12 protein-coding genes are annotated in these 17,191 nt (G+C 74.8%); 11 read left to right on the forward strand and 1 reads right to left on the reverse strand.

The genetic code is table 11. The annotated features are described in order from the left end of the window. Positions 1-432: 432 nt before the first annotated feature. The 4 genes from ACH4TG_RS22115 (at position 433) to ACH4TG_RS22130 (ending at position 5,776) form a co-directional block, all read left to right on the forward strand. The gene (locus ACH4TG_RS22115; RefSeq protein WP_398244122.1) at positions 433-1,020 is read left to right on the forward strand and encodes a CGNR zinc finger domain-containing protein; all 588 of its coding nucleotides are present in this window, start codon (positions 433-435) and stop codon (positions 1,018-1,020) included. Positions 1,021-1,125: 105 nt separating this feature from the next. Beyond that, positions 1,126-3,381 (forward strand): HelD family protein, encoded by a 2,256-nt coding sequence (locus tag ACH4TG_RS22120; protein WP_398244123.1) that lies wholly within the window; start codon positions 1,126-1,128, stop codon positions 3,379-3,381. Between the two features lie 398 nt (positions 3,382-3,779). Further along, the gene (locus ACH4TG_RS22125; protein WP_398244124.1) at positions 3,780-5,225 is read left to right on the forward strand and encodes an NAD-dependent malic enzyme; all 1,446 of its coding nucleotides are present in this window, start codon (positions 3,780-3,782) and stop codon (positions 5,223-5,225) included. A gap of 269 nt (positions 5,226-5,494) precedes the next feature. After that, positions 5,495-5,776: an HU family DNA-binding protein gene (locus ACH4TG_RS22130; RefSeq protein WP_069466456.1), complete on the forward strand. Its 282-nt coding sequence runs from the start codon at positions 5,495-5,497 to the stop codon at positions 5,774-5,776. Between the two features lie 90 nt (positions 5,777-5,866). On the opposite strand, the gene murA is transcribed toward ACH4TG_RS22130, so the two are convergent. Next, positions 5,867-7,225 carry a UDP-N-acetylglucosamine 1-carboxyvinyltransferase gene (gene murA / locus ACH4TG_RS22135; RefSeq protein ID WP_398244125.1) on the reverse strand — a complete coding sequence of 453 codons (1,359 nt, stop codon included), beginning with the start codon at positions 7,223-7,225 and terminating at the stop codon, positions 5,867-5,869. Positions 7,226-7,394: 169 nt separating this feature from the next. Here murA and ACH4TG_RS22140 point away from each other — a divergent pair, with 169 nt between their 5' ends. From ACH4TG_RS22140 to ACH4TG_RS22170, 7 genes are all read left to right on the forward strand, one after another. Beyond that, positions 7,395-7,973, forward strand: coding sequence for a YqgE/AlgH family protein (locus ACH4TG_RS22140; protein ID WP_398244126.1), 579 nt, complete (start codon positions 7,395-7,397; stop codon positions 7,971-7,973). A gap of 11 nt (positions 7,974-7,984) precedes the next feature. Beyond that, the gene (locus ACH4TG_RS22145) at positions 7,985-8,275 is read left to right on the forward strand and encodes a DUF3039 domain-containing protein (RefSeq protein WP_398244127.1); all 291 of its coding nucleotides are present in this window, start codon (positions 7,985-7,987) and stop codon (positions 8,273-8,275) included. Positions 8,276-8,300: 25 nt separating this feature from the next. Then, positions 8,301-9,593, forward strand: a complete 1,293-nt coding sequence (locus tag ACH4TG_RS22150; RefSeq protein ID WP_398244128.1) for a hypothetical protein — start codon at positions 8,301-8,303, stop codon at positions 9,591-9,593. 108 nt (positions 9,594-9,701) lie between these two features. Continuing rightward, entirely contained in the window at positions 9,702-11,327 is a 1,626-nt protein-coding gene (locus ACH4TG_RS22155; protein WP_398244129.1) for a beta-N-acetylhexosaminidase, read from the forward strand. Between the two features lie 264 nt (positions 11,328-11,591). After that, the gene (locus tag ACH4TG_RS22160; RefSeq protein WP_398244131.1) at positions 11,592-12,464 is read left to right on the forward strand and encodes an FAD binding domain-containing protein; all 873 of its coding nucleotides are present in this window, start codon (positions 11,592-11,594) and stop codon (positions 12,462-12,464) included. Beyond that, positions 12,461-14,626, forward strand: coding sequence for a 2Fe-2S iron-sulfur cluster-binding protein (locus tag ACH4TG_RS22165; RefSeq protein ID WP_398244132.1), 2,166 nt, complete (start codon positions 12,461-12,463; stop codon positions 14,624-14,626). The genes ACH4TG_RS22160 and ACH4TG_RS22165 overlap by 4 nt, the downstream gene beginning before the upstream one ends. Positions 14,627-14,702: 76 nt before the next feature. Continuing rightward, positions 14,703-17,015, forward strand: coding sequence for a xanthine dehydrogenase family protein molybdopterin-binding subunit (locus ACH4TG_RS22170; RefSeq protein ID WP_398244329.1), 2,313 nt, complete (start codon positions 14,703-14,705; stop codon positions 17,013-17,015). The last annotated feature ends 176 nt before the right edge of the window (positions 17,016-17,191 follow it).

Raw genomic sequence — 17,191 nt, forward strand, 5'->3', positions numbered from 1 at the left:
ACGCGCGTCGCAGACGGCAAAGCACCCTCGGGGGCTGCCCGGTTGCCGCAACGGGCGCGGGGTCCCCCAGCGGGACCAGCCGCAACGGCGCGGTACTCGGCTACGGCGGCCCCGGGGGCAGCCCGGGCCCCCCGCCCCGGAGGGGCGATGCTCCCGGGAGCGCGGGGAACTCCGCGGCCGGCCACCCACGCGCGTCGCAGACGGCAAAGCACCCTCGGGGGCTGCCCGGTTGCCGCAACGGGCGCGGGGTCCCCCAGCGGGACCAGCCGCAACGGCGCGGTACCCGGCTACGGCGGCCCGGGGGTACCCCGGGTTGCCGCCCCCGGAGGGGCGATGGGGCTTGCCCCGCCGAGGGGCGGGTGCGGGGAGGTGGGGTAGCCGGGCCCGGAGGGCGGGGGGCACTCTGTGGGGGAGAGGAGGTGCGCGGTGGGAATGGGCGGTACGGGGGAACTCCGGTTCGACTGCGGCAGGCCATGCCTGGACCTCGTCGCCACGCACGCGGGAAGCCCCCCGCTGGACCGGCTCGACGGGCACTCGCGCCTGCGGGAGTGGGTGGAGGGCGCCGCCCTCTTACCCCGGGGCGCTGCCCTGGACGTCGGCCAGGACTGGCTGCCCGCCTTCACGGCGCTGCGCGCCACCGTGGAACACCTCCTCGCCGCCCAGTTGCGCGGCGACCCCCCGGCCGCGGCCGACCTCGACGCCCTGAACGCCGCCGCCCGCGCCGCGCCCCCCGCCCCGGCGGCCGTCCGCCAGGACGACGGCACGCTCGCCCGCTTTCTGGCGTCCCCGCCGACCTGCGAGGCACTGCTCGCCGTGATCGCCCGGGACGCCGTCGACCTGTTCACCGACCCCGCCGCGCGCGCCCGCCTGCGCGCCTGCGAGGGCGAGAGCTGCGGCCTCGTCTACCTCGACACCTCCCGTGGCCGGCGCCGCCGCTGGTGCAGCAGCGAGGTGTGCGGCAACCGCGAGCGCGTCGCCCGGCACCGCCGGCGCGCCTCCCCGCAGCCTGCGCGGAGTTGACCGGCGGCGCGGCCGGGTGGGCAGAAGCCCGCAGGTCGCGTACGGTTGCAGGCTGCTCCCCACGCAGCAGGGGCAGGAACGACGCGCGAAAGAAGGGGGTTCTGCGTGGCAGCGCAGACCACAGCACCGGGGGTCAGGGACCAGGAGATCGCCGCCGAGCAGGCGCACCTGGACCGGGTCTACCGCCGCCTCGAGGAGAAGATCACCGAGGCGGAGTTCCTGGTGCACGATGCCGCCCAGCGCGGTCACGTCGGCACGCCCGGTGCGCTGGCCGAGCGGGACGCGCAGGTCTTCCGGGCGGGCGTGCGCCTGAGCCAGCTGAACAACGAGTTCGAGGACTTCCTGTTCGGCCGGATCGACCTGCTGCGCGGCAAGGACGGCCAGAAAGGCCCGGACGGCGCCTACACCTCCGTGGAGCCGGCGGACGACGCGGTCGGCCCGGACGCCGCCGCCGAGATCGCCGAGACCCTGCACATCGGCCGGATCGGCGTCCTCGACCACGACTTCGCGCCGCTGGTCATCGACTGGCGGGCGCCGGCCGCGGCGCCGTTCTACCGCTCCACCCCGGTGGCCCCGGGCCGGGTCGTGCGGCGCCGGGTGATCCGCTCCAAGGGCCGCCGGGTGCTCGGCGTGGAGGACGACCTGCTGCGCCCCGACCTCACCACCGGGCTGCCGGTGGTCGGCGACGGCGCGCTGATGGCCGCGCTCGGCCAGGCCCGCACCCACTCCATGCGGGACATCGTCGCCAGCATCCAGGCCGAGCAGGACATGGTGATCAGGGCGCCCGCCGCGTCCGTCACCGAGGTCAGCGGCGGGCCCGGCACCGGCAAGACCGCGGTGGCCCTGCACCGCGCCGCGTACCTGCTGTACCAGAACCGGCGGCGCTACTCCGGCGGCATCCTGTGCGTGAGCCCGACGCCGCTGCTGGTCGCGTACACCGAGGGCGTGCTGCCCTCGCTCGGCGAGGAGGGCCAGGTCGCGATCCGCGCGGTGGGCTCGCTCGTCGAGGGCGTGACCGCCGACCTGTACGACGACCCGGCCGTCGCCCGCATCAAGGGCTCGCTGCGGATGCAGAAGGTGCTGCGCAACGCGGCCCGCGGCTGCCTGGACCTGGACCGGGGCCGCCCGGAGCGGCTGCGCGTGGTGGCCTTCGGCCGCCGGCTGGAGCTCGACGCGGAGGAACTGGACGCCGTGCGCCGGCAGGTGCTCGGCGGCACCACGCCCGTCAACCTGCTGCGCCCGCGCGCCCGCCGGCTGCTGCTGGACGCGCTGTGGCGCAAGGCCGGCCGCCGCATCGACGACCCGGAACTGGCCGTGGAGGAGCGGCAGGGCTTCGACGAGGACATCACCACCGAGCAGGACTTCACCGACTTCCTCGACGCGTGGTGGCCGGTGCTGCAGCCGCGCGCCGTACTGGACGCGCTCGCCGACGAGCGGCGGCTGGGCCGCTGGGCCCGGCGCGTGCTGACCCCGCCGGAGGTGCGCCGGGTGGCCAGGTCGCTGCGCCGCGAGGGCACCTCCGTGCACGACGTGGCGCTGCTGGACGAGCTGGAGATGCTGCTGGGCGCGCCGCCGCAGGAGAGGAAGCGCGAGCTGGACCCGCTGGACCAGCTCACCGGCCTGGACGAGCTGATGCCGCAGGTCGGCGAGAGCGCCCGGGAGCGCGCGGACCGGCTGGCCCGCGAGCGCACCGAGTACACGCACGTCATCGTCGACGAGGCGCAGGACCTCACGCCCATGCAGTGGCGGATGGTCGGCCGCCGCGGCCGCACCGCCACCTGGACGATCGTCGGCGACCCCGCGCAGAGCTCCTGGTCGGACGTGGACGAGGCGGCCAGGGCCCGCGACGAGGCGCTCGGCACCCGGCCGCGCCGCCGCTTCACGCTGACCGTCAACTACCGCAACCCCGCGGAGATCGCCGAGGTCGCCTCCACCGTGCTGGCGTTGGCGATGCCCGGCAGCGAACCGCCGCGCGCGGTGCGCTCGACCGGGGTCCTGCCGCGCTACGAGGTGGCCGGTGCGGACCTGGGCGCGGACGTGCGGGCCTCGGCCGAGCGGCTGCTGGCCGAGGTGGACGGCACGGTCGGCGTCGTCGTCGCGATGAACCGCCGCGCGCAGGCCCGCGCCTGGCTGGAGGGCCTCGGGGACCGGGTGGTGGCACTGGGCAGCCTGGAGGCCAAGGGGCTGGAGTACGACGCGACGGTGGTGGTCTCGCCGGCCGAGATCGCCGAGGAGTCCCCGGCGGGCCTGCGGGTGCTGTACGTGGCCCTGACGCGGGCCACCCAGCGGCTCACCGTGCTGGCCCGCGAGGCCGACCTGCCCGACGCGGACGGCGTCCCCGACCTGCTGCGGGCCGACTGACGCCCCTCGCGCAGGTGCGGAAGGCAGCCGCGGAACGCCGGAGGCCCCTCCCGAAGGAGGGGCCTCCACACGACTGTGACACCGACCCGCCATGCTCGCCTCGCGGCAAGTGGGCGCTCGAAGCGCCTAAGGTTGGGCCCGGGGGCTTGGATCGAGCCGGTGCCGTACCCAGGCTAACAAACCGATCCCCGAACCTCTTCCCATCGGACGGCAATCCGGGGGATGCCCCAGGCCGTTGCCGGAGATTCACATCGCGGAAGTACTCTTCCGTCATCTACCGGTTTCCTGGTACCCACCGGTAGGTGCGACGATCGAACGTCGTCAACGGGACGATCATCCTCAACCCGTGACAAGCAGCACCACGAACAACCCTCGGCAGGAACCGGAAGAAGGTCGTCATGGCAACGGCGCCAAGCGTCTCGTACTCGATCACGGTGCGGCTGGAGGTCCCGGCGAGCGGGACCGCGGTCAGCCAGCTCACCACCGCGGTGGAGTCCTCCGGTGGCTCGGTCACCGGCCTGGACGTCACCGCCTCGGGCCACGAGAAGCTGCGCATCGACGTCACGGTGGCCGCGACCTCCACCGCGCACGCCGACGAGATCGTCAGCAAGCTGCGCACCATCGACGGCGTCGCGATCGGCAAGGTCTCCGACCGTACGTTCCTGATGCACCTCGGCGGCAAGATCGAGATGCAGTCCAAGCACCCCATCCGCAACCGCGACGACCTGTCCATGGTCTACACGCCGGGCGTGGCGCGGGTGTGCATGGCCATCGCGGAGAACCCCGAGGACGCCCGCCGGCTGACCATCAAGCGCAACTCGGTTGCGGTGGTCACCGACGGCTCCGCGGTGCTGGGCCTGGGCAACATCGGCCCGAAGGCGGCACTGCCGGTGATGGAGGGCAAGGCGGCCCTGTTCAAGCGGTTCGCGGGCATCGACGCCTGGCCGCTGTGCCTGGACACCCAGGACCCGGACCAGATCGTGGAGATCGTCAAGGCCATCGCGCCCGGCTTCGCCGGCATCAACCTGGAGGACATCTCCGCGCCGCGCTGCTTCGAGATCGAGGCCCGGCTGCGCGAGGCCCTGGACATCCCGGTCTTCCACGACGACCAGCACGGCACCGCGATCGTGGTGCTGGCCGCGCTGACCAACGCGCTGCGCTGCGTCGGCAAGGAGATGGACGCGCTGCGGGTGGTCATGTCGGGCGCCGGGGCCGCCGGCACCGCCATCCTCAAGCTGCTGCTGGCCGCGGGCGTCAAGCACGCGGTGGTGGCCGACATCCACGGCGTGGTGCACGCCGCGCGCGAGGACCTGGTCAGCGGCGAGGCCGGCGAGGCGCTGCGCTGGATCGCGGACAACACCAACCCCGAGGGCGTGACCGGCACCCTGAAGGAGGCCGTCGTCGGCGCCGACGTCTTCATCGGCGTCTCCGCCCCGAACGTCCTGGACGGCACCGACATCGCCCGGATGGCCGACGGGGCGATCGTTTTCGCGCTCGCCAATCCCGACCCGGAGGTCGACCCCGCCGCGGCCCGCGAGACCGCCGCCGTGGTGGCGACCGGACGCAGCGACTTCCCGAACCAGATCAACAACGTCCTGGTGTTCCCCGGCGTCTTCCGCGGCCTGCTGGACGCGCAGTCCCGGACGGTCAACACCGAGATGATGCTGGCCGCCGCGCGGGCCCTGGCGGGGGTCGTCGGCGACCACGAGCTGAACCCCAACTACATCATTCCCAGCGTGTTCAACGACAAGGTGGCCGGTGCCGTCGCCGGCGCCGTGCGGGACGCGGCGCGGGCCCAGGGGCCCTCCGTGGCGGCCGCCGGACGCGGTCCCGTCCCGGCCTGACCGCCGGCGCGGCCCGGCCCCGCCGGTGACCGTTCGTCGCGCCCCCGTCACAGCCCGGAGGGCCGTAAGCGGAATCGTGTTCTGAGCGTCGACAGGGCGGCGACAATGCGTCATCGCGGGCCTCCTGCCGCGGTTTTTCCGCGACTCGCGCGGGCAGGCGATTGGCTTTCCCCCCATATATGGGGGCAGGATGCACACCTGGGCAGTGAGGACTCAGCAACAGCTTCGAGCTCGCGCCCCCATGGCAGAAAGAACACGGGAGTACAGATATGAACCGCAGTGAGCTGGTGGCCGCGCTGGCCGACCGCGCAGAGGTGACCCGCAAGGACGCGGACGCCGTTCTGGCCGCGTTCGCTGAGACCGTCGGTGAGATCGTGGCCAAGGGTGACGAGAAGGTCACCATCCCCGGCTTCCTGACCTTCGAGCGCACCCACCGTGCCGCTCGCACCGCCCGCAACCCGCAGACCGGCGAGCCGATCGAGATCCCGGCCGGCTACAGCGTCAAGGTCTCCGCGGGCTCCAAGCTCAAGGAAGCCGCGAAGGGCAAGTAAGCACCCTCAGGGCGCGAAACAGCCGAAGGGCGGCCTTCCCCGACCGGGGAGGCCGCCCTTCGGCCGTACGGACGTGCCGGACCGGGCCGGTCAGGCCACCGCGGTGGCCTGCTTGGCCTTCGGCTGCGGCAGCTCGACGTGCGCGCCGAGGCTCTCCAGCTTGGCCATGAAGTTCTCGTAGCCGCGGTTGATCAGGTCGATGCCGTGCACCCGCGAGGTGCCCTGCGCGGCCAGCGCCGCGATCAGGTAGGAGAAACCGCCGCGCAGGTCGGGGATGACCAGGTCGGCGCCCTGCAGCTTCGTCGGGCCCGACACCACGGCCGAATGGAGGAAATTGCGCTGCCCGAACCGGCAGGCGCTGCCGCCCAGGCACTCGCGGTACAGCTGGATGTGCGCGCCCATCTGGTTCAGCGCGGAGGTGAAGCCCAGCCGGGACTCGTAGACCGTCTCGTGCACGATGGACAGCCCCGACGCCTGGGTCAGCGCCACCACCAGCGGCTGCTGCCAGTCGGTCTGGAAGCCGGGGTGCACGTCGGTCTCCAGGGCGATGGCGTTCAGCGGCCCGCCGGGGTGCCAGAAGCGGATGCCCTCGTCGTCGATCTCGAAGGCGCCGCCGACCTTCCTGAAGGTGTTCAGGAACGTCATCATCGACCGCTGCTGGGCGCCGCGCACATAGATGTTGCCCTCGGTCGCCAGCGCCGCGCTCGCCCACGACGCCGCCTCCAGGCGGTCGGGAAGGGCGCGGTGGGTGTAACCGCCGAGCTTGTCGACGCCGGTGATACGGATGGTGCGATCGGTGTCCACGGAAATGATCGCGCCCATTTTCTGCAGAACGCAGATCAGGTCCTCGATCTCCGGTTCGACGGCCGCGTTCGTGAGTTCGGTGACACCTTCGGCCAGTACCGCGGTCAGCAGCACCTGCTCGGTGGAGCCCACCGACGGATAGGGCAGCCGGATCTTGCAGCCGCGCAGACCGCGTGGTGCCTCCAGGTACTGGCCGTCCGCCCGTTTGTCGATCGTCGCGCCGAACTTGCGGAGCACGTCGAAGTGGAAGTCGATCGGCCGGCCGCCGATGTCGCAGCCGCCCAGGCCGGGGATGAAGGCGTGGCCGAGGCGGTGCAGCAGCGGGCCGCAGAACAGGATCGGGATCCGCGAGGACCCGGCGTGCGCGTCGATGTCCGCGACGTTCGCGCTCTCCACCCGGGTCGGGTCCAGCATCAGTTCGCCCGGCTCCTCGCCGGAGCTGACGGTGACGCCGTGCAGTTGGAGCAGTCCGCGCACGACGCGCACGTCCCTGATGTCCGGGACGTTGCGCAGTCTGCTCGGTTCGCTGCCCAGCAGGGCGGCGACCATGGCCTTCGGCACGAGGTTCTTCGCGCCTCTGACGCGGATCTCGCCCTCCAGGGGGGTCCCACCATGGACAAGCAGTACGTCGGCGATGTCGGTCATGGAACTCGCGATCGTCGGAGCGGTCAAACGGGCAGGGCGGCGCGCGGCCGCGTACCGGAACAGGTCCCGCGCCACCTCCGGGCCGGGAACCACGAAGAGATGGTAATGCGCTTGACGGGCACCCGCGGTTGACCCTCCGTGTGCCCCGGCCATGCGGGATCATGGGTCCATGACCGAGGTGTCCTCGCTCACAGGGCGACTGCTGGTCGCGACCCCGAAGCTGGCGGACCCCAACTTCGACCGGGCCGTGGTGCTCCTGCTGGACCACGACGTGGAGGGGACGCTGGGCGTCGTCCTGAACCGGCCGACGCCGGTCGGGGTGGGCGACGTGCTGGAGACCTGGGCCGCGCTGGCCGGCACCCCGCAGGTCGTCTTCCAGGGCGGCCCGGTCTCGCTGGACTCCGCGCTCGCCCTCGCCGTGGTGCCCGGCGAACCGCGGCCCGACGAGGGCTCGGGCCTGCTGGGCTGGCGGCGGGTGCACGGCGCGATCGGCCTGGTCGACCTGGAGGCGCCGCCGGAACTGCTGGCCGCCGAGCTGGGCTCGCTGCGGATCTTCGCCGGCTACTCGGGCTGGGGGCCGGGCCAGCTGGAGAAGGAACTCGTCGACGGCGCCTGGTACGTGGTGGAGTCAGAACCCGGCGACGTGTCCGCCCCGGACCCGGAACGGATGTGGCGCTCGGTGCTGCGGCGACAGCGCAACGAGTTGGCCATGGTGGCCACGTATCCCGACGATCCGTCTCTCAATTAGGCTTGAGCGTCATGAGCACTCTTGAGCCCGAGCGCGGGACGGGCACCGGCACCCTGGTCGAGCCGACTCCGCAGCTCTCCCACGGTGACGGCGACCACGAGCGCTACGCGCACTATGTCCAGAAGGACAAGATCATGGCGAGCGCGCTGGAAGGCACGCCCGTCGTCGCGCTGTGCGGCAAGGTCTGGGTCCCCGGCCGTGACCCGAAGAAGTACCCGGTCTGCCCGATGTGCAAGGAGATCTACGAGGGCATGCCGGTCGGCGGCGGCGGCGACAAGTCCGGCGGGGGCGGCAACGGCTGACGGCGGCGCGCTCGGTCCCGAGGGCATGCCCGACGACGACGCGCCACTCGACCCGTTCGACGAGTTCGAGGAACTCGCCGCCTGGGATGCGCCCGACGCGCGGCCGGACGACGCCGTGAGCGGGGAGCGGGTGCATGCCCTGGTCGCCCAGGGGCGGTTCGCCGAGGCGCACGCGCTGGTCAGCGACGCCTTCGTGGAACGCAACGGCAGCGCGGGCTACCTGCTGCGCGCCTGGGTGCTCACCCAGGAGCGGCGGCCGGCACAGGCCCGCGAGGCCGTCGACTGGGCGCTGGCGCACGCCGGGCCCGCCGAGGCCGCCGACGTGTTCGTGCTGGCCGGTGTGGTGCTCCTCTCACTGGACGAGGCGCACGCCGCGCTGACCGTGGCGCTGCGCGCGTACGGCGCGGACCCCGACGGCTGGGAGCCGTCCGTGCTGCTCTCCGACGTCTACCGGCGGCTGGGCCGGCTGCCCGACGCGGTGGCCGCCGCCCGCCGGGCCGTGGCCGCCGCACCGCGCGAGCCCGAGGCCCAGGTGGCGCTGGCCCGCTCGCTGTCCGCGGGACGCGGCCTGACCGGGCGGATACCGCGCCGGCACCGGGCCGAGCACGCCGAGGTCGCCCGCCGCGCGCTGGCCCTGGGCGCCGACCCGGGCCAGCTCACCGCCCCCCGCGGCGGCATGGTGATCGGCGGCGTCGGCCTCGCCCTGTTCTGGGCGACCCAGTTCTACCGGATCGAGACCGGCGGCACCTGGCAGCTGATCGCCGGCGGCGCGGTGGTCGCCGTGACGTTCGTCATCATCGCGCTGGTGGTCAGGGCCGGCACCCGGCGCTCCGGGGTCACCGCCCGGGCCCGGCTGCGCAGCATCAGGGCCACCACCCGCACCGAGATGGCCGGCGACTCCTGGCTGTGGCGGATCAGCGCGGTGCATGTCTCCGCGTCGCTGCCGCTGCCGGTGCTGCTCACCACCGGCCTGGTGGCCGACCGCGGCTGGCACGGCCGCACCTGGCCCCTGTGGGCCGACGTGCCCATCGCGCTCACCGGGCTGCTCGGGGTGCTGCTGCTGGTGTCCGCGGTGCCCTGGTGGTACGGCGCGGCCCTGGCCCGCCGCATCCTGCACTACAACGGCCTGGTCCGGCTGCACCTGGCCGCCGCCGCGGCCCTGGCGGGCGGCACCTTGGCGCTGGCCGCCCGCGGCGACGCCAGCCACGGCGAGTGGGCCTTCCTGGCGGTCGGGCACCTGGTGTGGACGGTCGGCGGCTGGGCCGCCGCCCTGCTGATGGCCGGCCGCCTGCAGTCCCGCCGCCGCCAGGCCCTGTAGCGGCCCGCGGAGGCCGTCCTGCGCGGGCCGTCCGGCCGGCCGGAGCTGCCGCCTCCGGTTCGTGAATTGGTCTATGCCAGTTGGCGGTCGGCGGGGCAGGATGGCCCCATGGATCTCCTCCCCACCCCCAGTCACTCCACCGCTTACGCGGCCGACGAGACGTTCACGCTGGCGCCAGGGACGACACTGGAGGCCGGACCCGGTACCGAAGGCGCCGCGCGCTGGCTGCGGGCGGCCGTCGGTGCCGCGACCGGGCTGCCGCTGGCCCCCGGCGACCGCTCCGCCGACGGCGTCGTCCGGCTCGCGGTGGACGAGACCGTGCCCGGCGGCCCCGAGGCGTACCGCATCACCGTCGACCCGGCCTCCGGCGTGCGGATCACCGGCGCCGGCCCCGCGGGCGTCTTCTGGGGCGCCCAGACCTTCCGCCAGATGCTCGGCCCCGACGCCTTCCGGCGCGCCCCGGTGCGCGAGCGGGTGTGGCAGGTGCCGTCCGGCCACCTGTCCGACGCGCCCCGGTTCGGCTGGCGCGGCTTCATGCTGGACGTGGCCCGCCACTTCATGCCCAAGGACGGGGTGCTGCGCTACCTCGACCTGATGGCCGCCCACAAGCTGAACGTGCTGCACCTGCATCTGACGGACGACCAGGGCTGGCGGCTGGAGATCCGCCGCTACCCCGAACTGACCGCCAAGGGCGCCTGGCGCGAGCGCACCAAGGTCGGCCTGCGCGAGTCGACGCTGTGGGACGAGCGCCCGCACGGCGGCTACTACACGCAGGACGACATCCGGGAGATCGTCGCCTACGCCGCCGAGCGGCACATCACCGTCGTGCCCGAGATCGACATCCCCGGCCACTCCCAGGCCGCCATCGCCGCCTACCCCGACCTCGGCAACAGCGACGTCGTCGACACCGCCGCCCTGCCGGTGCTGCCCAGTTGGGGCGTCAACCCGAACGTGCTGGCGCCGACCGACGAGGTCCTGCGCTTCTACGAGAACGTCTTCACCGAGGTGCTCGACCTGTTCCCCGGCGAGTTCGTGCACGTCGGCGGCGACGAGTGCCCCAAGGAGCAGTGGCGCGACTCGGCCACCGCCCAGACCCGGATCAAGGAACTCGACCTGGAGGACGAGGACGAGCTCCAGAGCTGGATCATCCGGCACTTCGACCGCTGGCTCGCCGACCGCGGCCGCCGCCTCATCGGCTGGGACGAGATCCTGGAGGGCGGCCTGGCGCCCGGCGCGGCGGTGTCCTCCTGGCGCGGCTTCGCCGGCGGCATCGCGGCCGCGAAGTCCGGCCACGACGTGGTGATGTGCCCGGAGAGCCATGTCTACCTGGACTGGCGGCAGTCGGACTCCCCGGACGAGCCCGTGCCGATCGCGCACGTGCGCACCCTGGAGGACGTCTACCGGTTCGAGCCGGTTCCCGCCGCGCTCACCGGGGAGGAGGCCCGGCGGGTGATCGGCACCCAGGCCAACCTGTGGACCGAGGTGCTGGACTCCGCGCGCGTCGTGGACTACATGGCCTTCCCGCGGCTGGCCGCCTTCGCCGAGGTCGCCTGGTCCGAACTGCCCGCGCCCGCCGAGCGCGACTGGGCCGGCTTCGAGGCGCGGATGGCCACCCACTACGCCCGACTCGACGCCCTCGGCGTCGAATACCGCAGGCCGCAGGGCCCGCTGCCCTGGCAGCGCCGCCCCGGGGTCACCGGCCGGCCCAAGGAGGGACCGCCCCCGATCGTGTGACCCGTTCCGCAACTCCCCTCCGCCGCGGGCGGCGAGCTGGCACCGTGGAGCCGTACCGCCGCAAGAGCCCAGAAGTACGGCAATTCCGGCATGGTGGCCGATGCGGGCGCAGACGTACGATCGAGCCCGGTAAGGGCGGATCGGTACTTCGTGGACCCTCGCGTCGGCCGCCCCGGAACATGTGCCAGAGTTGCCACGTCCGGGCTGTCAGCACGTACGGTACGGCTACCGCGCGACGGAGGAAGGCCGGGAAGGGGCAGCTGCGTGAGCACGTATGCACGGCAGGCGGCGGAGAACGTCCTGCTGCCGTCCTCGCTGGACGAGGCGGTGGCGGCGCTGGCCGACATGCCCAGTGCCGTGCCCGTCGCGGGGGGAACCGACCTGATGGCGGCGGTCAACTCCGGCCTGCTGCGCCCCGCCGCGCTCGTCGGCCTCGGCCGGATCAGCGAGATCCGCGGCTGGCAGTACGCCGACGGGGCCGCGCTGCTCGGCACCGGACTCACCCACGCCCGCATGGGCCGCCCGGACTTCGCCGCGCTGATCCCGGCGCTGGCCACCGCCGCGCGCTCGGCCGGACCGCCGCAGATCCGCAACGCCGGCACGCTGGGCGGCAACATCGCCTCCGCAGCGCCCACCGGCGACGCCCTGCCGGTGCTCGCCGCGCTGGAGGCCGGCGTGATCCTCGCCGGCCCCGAGGGCGACCGCGAAGTGCCCATCGGCCACCTGCTCACCGGCATGGACCCGATGCGGCCGGGCGAGCTGCTCGCCTTCGTCCGCATCCCGCTGCTGCACGCCCCGCAGACCTTCCTCAAGGCCACCGCCCGCACCGGCCCCGGCCGTGCGATCGCCTCCGTCGCCCTGGTCGTCGACCCCGCCAGGCGGCAGGTGCGCTGCTCGGTGGGCGCCGTCGCGCCGGTGCCGCTGCGCCCGCTGGAGGCCGAGCAGTGGGTCGCCGGGCTCATCGACTGGGACGGCGAACGCACCCTCGCCGACGAGGCGTGCACGGCCTTCGGCGAGTACGTCGCCGCCGCCTGCATCCCCGACCAGCCCGGGGTCGAACTGCCGCCCGCCGCCCTGCAGCTGCGGCGTACCGTGGCGGCACTGTCCCGTCGAGCGCTCGGGAGGGCCCTGGCATGACCGACCAGTCGCACCCTGGCAGCGAAGGCCACGGCAACTCCGGGGCCTGGCAGCCGGTTCCCGGCGGCGGGGACTACGACCCCGACCAGACCATGCACGTCTCCTTCGCCGCCCAACTGCCGCCGGAGCCGCGGCCCGGCGAGGACCCGCTGAGCGCGCACGGCCCCACGGGGCCCGGCCCGCGCGCCGGCGACCCCGCCACCACCTGGACGATCCCGGTCATCAGGGACGAACCGGAACCCGACTCGGGCGAGTACTCGGTCGGCGCGTTCACCTCGTCCTGGGACCAGGCGCCCTCGCCGGCCGCGTCCACCACGCAGTCCTTCCCCGCCGGCATGTTCGGGCAGGGCGCGGCCGCCGCGCAGGCCGCCCGCGCGTCGGCCGCGGGGGCGGCGGACGCCGCCGAGACCGGGCCGGCCGCCGCGGAGCAGCCGCCCGGCTCGCCCGGCACCGGCCAGTGGGCGATGCCGTTCAGCGGCCCGCAGGCCGGCGAGGCGGCCCCCTGGCAGCCGGCGCACGCCCCGGCCGCCGACGCCGCCTGGACCGGCCCCGCCGGGGACCCCGAGCAAGCCGCCGGCGACGCGCCGCCCTACGGCCACCCGCGCGACGAGCACGGCGCCACCGGACTGCCTCCCGCGCAGGCCGGCTACACGCCGGGCGCCGCCCCCGCCGGCTACGGCACCGGCCTCCCCGGCACCGACGGCCGCGGCACGGCGTACGCCGGCGGCGGTACCGACGGCCTTGACGCGCACGGCAGTTCGTACGGCCGGCCGGGCCAGGGCGGCCCCGGCGCGGACGGCATCCCGTTCGGGTCACCCGGCGCGGACGGAACCGCGTACGGCGCCGTGGCGAGCGACGGTCGGGGGAGGGCGTACGCCCCGGCCGCGAGTGACGGCCGCGGGACGGCCTATGACGTGGACGGCGCGGACGCGCACGGGACTTCGTACGGCGCCGTGGCGAGCGACGGCCGCGGGACGGTGTACGCCCCCGCGGCGAGTGACGGCCGCGGGACGGCCTATGACGTGGACGGCGCGGACGCGCACGGGACTTCGTACGGCGCCGCGGCGAGCGACGGCCGCGGGACGGTGTACGCCCCGGCCGCGAGTGACGGCCGCGGGACGGCCTATGACGTGGACGGCGCGGACGCGCACGGGACTTCGTACTCCGCAGGCGGCAGTGACGGCCGCGGGGCCGTGGACGCCTCGGGCGGTGCCGGTGCCGACGGGGCCGGGTACGGGCCGGGTGGGCCGGCGGGCGGGGAGGACGGGCACGCCTACGCCGCGTCCGACGCCGCCTCCGGCGGCGAGGGTTTCGGCGCGGAGGAGCCGTCCGGCACCGCCGTTCCGCAGCCGCAGCCGCAGCCGCAGCCGCTTCCCGAGGCCGAGCCGCGGCCGGACGCAACGGCGGGCGACGCCCCCGCCGAGCACGACCAGAACCCGGACTCCGCAGACGCCGCGGACCCGGCGGACGCACCGGACGCCGACGGGACCGGCGCCGCCGCCCTGCCGGAGAAGGACCCGGCCGACGACGCGCTGCCCGGCGCCGAGTCCGCCGAGGAGGCCGAACCCGAGCCAGAACCCGAGCCGGTGGAGGAGAGCCGCAGCGAGCACCCGCTGGCCTCCTACACGCTCCGCGTGAACGGCACCGAGCGGCCGGTCACCGACGCCTGGCTCGGCGAGTCGCTGCTGTACGTGCTGCGCGAGCGGCTGGGCCTGGCGGGCGCCAAGGACGGCTGCGAGCAGGGCGAATGCGGGGCCTGCTCGGTGAAGGTCGACGGTCGGCTGGTGGCGTCCTGCCTGGTGCCCGCGGCCACCGCGGCGGGCGCCGAGGTGCGGACCGTCGAGGGCCTGGCCGTCGACGGCCGGCCCTCCGACGTCCAGCAGGCGCTCGCCGACTGCGGGGCCGTCCAGTGCGGCTTCTGCATCCCCGGCATGGCGATGACCGTCCACGACCTGCTGGAGGGCAACCACCGCCCCACCGACCTGGAGGTGCGGCAGGCGCTGTCCGGCAACCTGTGCCGCTGCTCGGGCTACCGCGGGATGCTGGACGCGGTCCGGCAGGTCGTCGCGGACCGTGCGGCCGAGGACGACGCGGGAGCCGCCGAGGACGCGGTCCGCGTCCCGCACCAGGGCGGCCCGGCCGCTCCGGAGGGCGCCCGATGACCGCGGCCGCACTGCCCGGGACGGGCCCCCGGCACGCAACGACTTCGGACTCGCCCGCAGGAGGCGGACGGTGAGCATCATCGACGGGACCGGCGCTCCCACCGACACCCTCGCCGAGGGCGAGGCACCGCACGGCATCGGCGCGTCCCTGCCCTCTGCCGACGCGCTCGCCAAGGCGCAGGGCACCTACCCGTACGCCGCCGACCTGTGGGCCGAGGGCCTGCTCTGGGCCGCCGTGCTGCGCTCGCCGCACCCGCACGCCCGGATCACCCGCATCGACACCTCCGAGGCCGCCGCGATGCCCGGCGTGCGGGCCGTCCTCACGCACGAGGACGTGCCCGGCGACGCCATGCACGGCCGCCGCGTCGTCGACCGCCCGGTCTTCGCCGCCACCATGGTCCGGCACCACGGCGAGCCGATCGCCGCGGTGGCCGCCGACCACCCGGACACCGCGCGCCTGGCCGCCGCGGCCATCCTCGTCGAGTACGAGGTGCTGGAGCCGGTCACCGACCCCGAGAAGGCGTTCGCCGCGGAGCCGCTGCACCCCGACGGCAACCTGATCCGGCACATCCCGCTGCGCTTCGGCGACCCCGACGCGGTCGGCGAGGTCGTCGTCGAGGGCCTGTACCGGGTCGGCCGGCAGGACCCGGCGCCGATCGGCGCCGAGGCCGGCCTCGCGGTGCCGCGCCCCGACGGCGGCGTCGAGCTGTACGTCGCCTCCACCGACCCGCACGCCGACCGGGATCTGGCGGCCGCCTGCTTCGGCCTGGAGGCCGACCGCGTCAAGGTCGTCGTCACCGGCGTGCCCGGCGCGATGGGCGACCGCGAGGACTCCGGCATCCAGCTGCCGCTCGGCCTGCTCGCGCTGCGGACCGGCTGCCCGGTGAAGTTCGTGGCCACCCGCGAGGAGTCCTTCCTCGGCCACGCCCACCGCCACCCCACGCTGCTGCGCTACCGCCACCACGCCGACGCCGAGGGGCGGTTGGTCAAGGTCGAGGCGCAGATCCTGCTCGACGCCGGCGCGTACGCCGACGCGTCCTCGGACGCGCTCGCCGCCGCGGTGTCCTTCGCGGCCGGCCCGTACGTGGTGCCGCACGTCTTCGTCGAGGGCTGGGCGGTGCGCACCAACAACCCGCCGTCCGGCCACGTCCGCGGCGAGGGCGCCCTCCAGGTGTGCGCGGCCTACGAGGGCCAGATGGACAAGCTCGCCGCCAAACTCGGCCTGGACCCGGCTGAGGTGCGGATGCGCAACGTGCTGGCCACCGGCGACCTGCTGCCCACCGGCCAGACCGTCACCTGCCCGGCGCCGGTCGGCGAGCTGCTCAAGGCGGTGCGCGACGCCGACCTGCCGCCGCTGCCGGACGGCGACGACGAGTCCCAGTGGCTGCTGCCCGGCGGGCTGTCCGGCGCGGGCGAGCCGGGCGCGGTGCGCCGCGGCGTCGGCTTCGCGCTCGGCATGGTCCATGTGCTGGGCGCCGAGGGCACCGACGAGGTGTCCACCGCGACCGTCCGCATCCACGACGGGCGGGCCACCGTCATCTGCGCGGCCGTCGACACCGGCCAGGGCTTCACCACCCTGGCCCGGCAGATCGTCCAGGACGTCCTGGGCGTCGAGGACGTGCGGGTGCTGCCGTCCGACACCGACCAGCCGCCGGCCGGTCCCGCCGCGCGCGGCCGCCACACCTGGGTGTCCGGCGGGGCGGTGGAGCGGGCCGCGAAGATGGTCCGCACGCAGCTGCTGCAGCCGCTGGCCGCGCAGTTCGGCATGTCTGTGGAGCTGCTCACCATCGCCGACGGGAAGATCACCTCGTACGACGGGGTGCTGTCCACCACGGTCGCCGAGACGCTCGACGGCAAGGAGCTGTGGGCGACCGCGCAGTGCCGGCCGCACCCCACCGACCGGCTGGACGAGAACGGGCAGGGCGACGCGTTCGTCGGGCTGACGTTCTGCGCGGTGCGGGCGGTGGTCGACGTCGACATCGAGCTGGGTTCGGTGCGGGTGGTGGAGCTGGCGGTCGCGCAGGACGTGGGGCGGGTCCTCAACCCGCGGCAGGTCGCGGCGCGCATCGAGGCGGGCGTCACCCAGGGCGTGGGCATGGCGCTCATGGAGGACCTGCGGGCGCCGCGCGGCATCATCAAGCGGCCGAGCCTCACGGGCTACCCGCTGCCCACGGCGCTGGACGCGCCCGAGGTGCGGATCGTCAAGCTCGTGGAGGAGCGGGACGTGGTCGCGCCCTTCGGGGCCAAGGCGGTCTCGGCGGTGCCCGTCGTGACGTCCCCGGCCGCGGTGGCCGCCGCGGTTCGCGCGGCCACCGGCCGCCCGGTCAACCGCCTCCCCATCCGCCCCCAGGCCGCCATCGTCAAACCCGACCCCCCCGCCTCCCGCTAGGGTCACCCGGCCACGCACCCCGGCCCCCCACTCCGCGGCCCCGCCGCCCCCTGGCCCACCTTGCGGGTCCACCTGGCGGTGTGGGGCAACCTTCTTGGCCGGACCCCGGCCCTGGGCCACCCTGCGGTGTAGGGCACCCATCAGGGGCGCGGGGAACTGCGCGCGCAACCGGCCAC

The sequence above is a fragment of the Streptomyces sp. NPDC020917 genome, from assembly GCF_044333795.1.
Lineage (GTDB): Bacteria > Actinomycetota > Actinomycetes > Streptomycetales > Streptomycetaceae > Actinacidiphila.

What these genes read in the sequence shown, in the direction of transcription:
- ACH4TG_RS22115 (WP_398244122.1), top strand. Translation starts at nt 433, where the DNA reads ATGGGCGGTACGGGGGAACTCCGGTTCGACTGCGGCAGGCCATGCCTG.
- ACH4TG_RS22125 (WP_398244124.1), top strand. Translation starts at nt 3,780, where the DNA reads ATGGCAACGGCGCCAAGCGTCTCGTACTCGATCACGGTGCGGCTGGAG.
- ACH4TG_RS22130 (WP_069466456.1), top strand. Translation starts at nt 5,495, where the DNA reads ATGAACCGCAGTGAGCTGGTGGCCGCGCTGGCCGACCGCGCAGAGGTG.
- murA (WP_398244125.1), bottom strand. Translation starts at nt 7,225, where the DNA reads ATGACCGACATCGCCGACGTACTGCTTGTCCATGGTGGGACCCCCCTG.
- ACH4TG_RS22140 (WP_398244126.1), top strand. Translation starts at nt 7,395, where the DNA reads ATGACCGAGGTGTCCTCGCTCACAGGGCGACTGCTGGTCGCGACCCCG.
- ACH4TG_RS22145 (WP_398244127.1), top strand. Translation starts at nt 7,985, where the DNA reads ATGAGCACTCTTGAGCCCGAGCGCGGGACGGGCACCGGCACCCTGGTC.
- ACH4TG_RS22150 (WP_398244128.1), top strand. Translation starts at nt 8,301, where the DNA reads ATGCCCGACGACGACGCGCCACTCGACCCGTTCGACGAGTTCGAGGAA.
- ACH4TG_RS22155 (WP_398244129.1), top strand. Translation starts at nt 9,702, where the DNA reads ATGGATCTCCTCCCCACCCCCAGTCACTCCACCGCTTACGCGGCCGAC.
- ACH4TG_RS22165 (WP_398244132.1), top strand. Translation starts at nt 12,461, where the DNA reads ATGACCGACCAGTCGCACCCTGGCAGCGAAGGCCACGGCAACTCCGGG.